This window comes from Nocardia aegles (assembly GCF_052545135.1).
Window position 1 is genome coordinate 1 of record NZ_JBQWRI010000048.1, and the last position, 1,165, is coordinate 1,165.

Annotated in this window: 1 protein-coding gene; it reads left to right on the plus strand. The window is 67.5% G+C overall.

The window, feature by feature from the left end; genetic code table 11:
• The coding region (locus ACT89H_RS29385; protein WP_445111920.1) for a condensation domain-containing protein at positions 1–1,165 on the plus strand (1,165 nt) is incomplete at both ends.

A 1,165-nucleotide genomic window follows, 5' to 3' on the forward strand; every position in this document is an offset into this window, starting at 1 on the left:
CGGTGAGTTGTATTTGGCGGGTGATCAGTTGGCGCGTGGTTATGTGGGGCGTGCGGATCTCACCGCCGACCGGTTCGTGGCCAACCCGTTCGGTCACGGGGAGCGGATGTACCGCACCGGCGATCTGGTGGTCTGGCGCGCCCCTACCGAAGTGCTGCCACATCGGCTGGACTATCTCGGCCGGACCGATTTCCAGGTGAAGTTCCGTGGTCAGCGGATCGAGCTGGGGGAGATCGAGACGGCGTTGCTGGCGCAGCCTGCGGTGAGCCAGGCGGTGGCTGCTGTCGCGCCTTCGGCGTTGGGTGACCAATTGGTCGCCTACGCGGTCCCGGCGCCCGGGCAGTCGATCGAACAGGGGGAATTGCTCGCGGCGATCGGTGAAACGCTTCCCTCGTATATGGTTCCGGCCGCGGTCGTCGCGCTGGAGGCGTTCCCACTGAACGCCAGCGGCAAGCTCGACCGCAAGGCGCTTCCCGAACCCGCCTTCATCGCAAGGGAATTCCGTGCGCCCGCGACGGCGGTCGAGGAGATCGTGGCGGGTGTGTTCGGTGAGGTGCTCGGTGTCAGCCGGGTGGGTGCGGATGACGATTTCTTCGCCCTCGGCGGTAATTCGCTGATCGCGACTCGAGTCGTGGCGCGTCTCGGCGCGGCCGTCGATGCTCGGGTGCCGGTTCGGACGTTGTTCGAGAGCCCGACCGTGGCGGGGTTGGCGGCCGCGCTGGAGTCCCACACGGACGGTGAGCGTGATGTGGAGCTGGGGAGTATCGCCCGGCCGGAGCGGTTGCCGTTGTCGTTGGCGCAGCGGCGGATGTGGTTCCTCAACCGCTTCGATCAGTCCGATGAGGCTGTGGGTTCGGCGGCCTACAACTTGCCGTTCGCATTGCGGTTGACCGGTGAACTGGATGTCGCCGCGCTGGGTGCGGCTGTGCACGACGTGGTCGCGCGGCATGAGGTGTTGCGCACGGTGTATCCGGAGACCCCAGATGGTCCGGTGCAGGTGGTGCTACCCGCCGGGCAGGTGGCGCTGGATGTGGCCGCGCATGCGATCGGTGTGGACGAGGTCGCGAGCGAGGTGCACGCCTTGGCGGCGACTGCCTTCGACGTGACCGCCGAAGTGCCTGTGCGGGTGCGGCTGCTGCGGATCGCGGATGTGGCGCGGGAACAC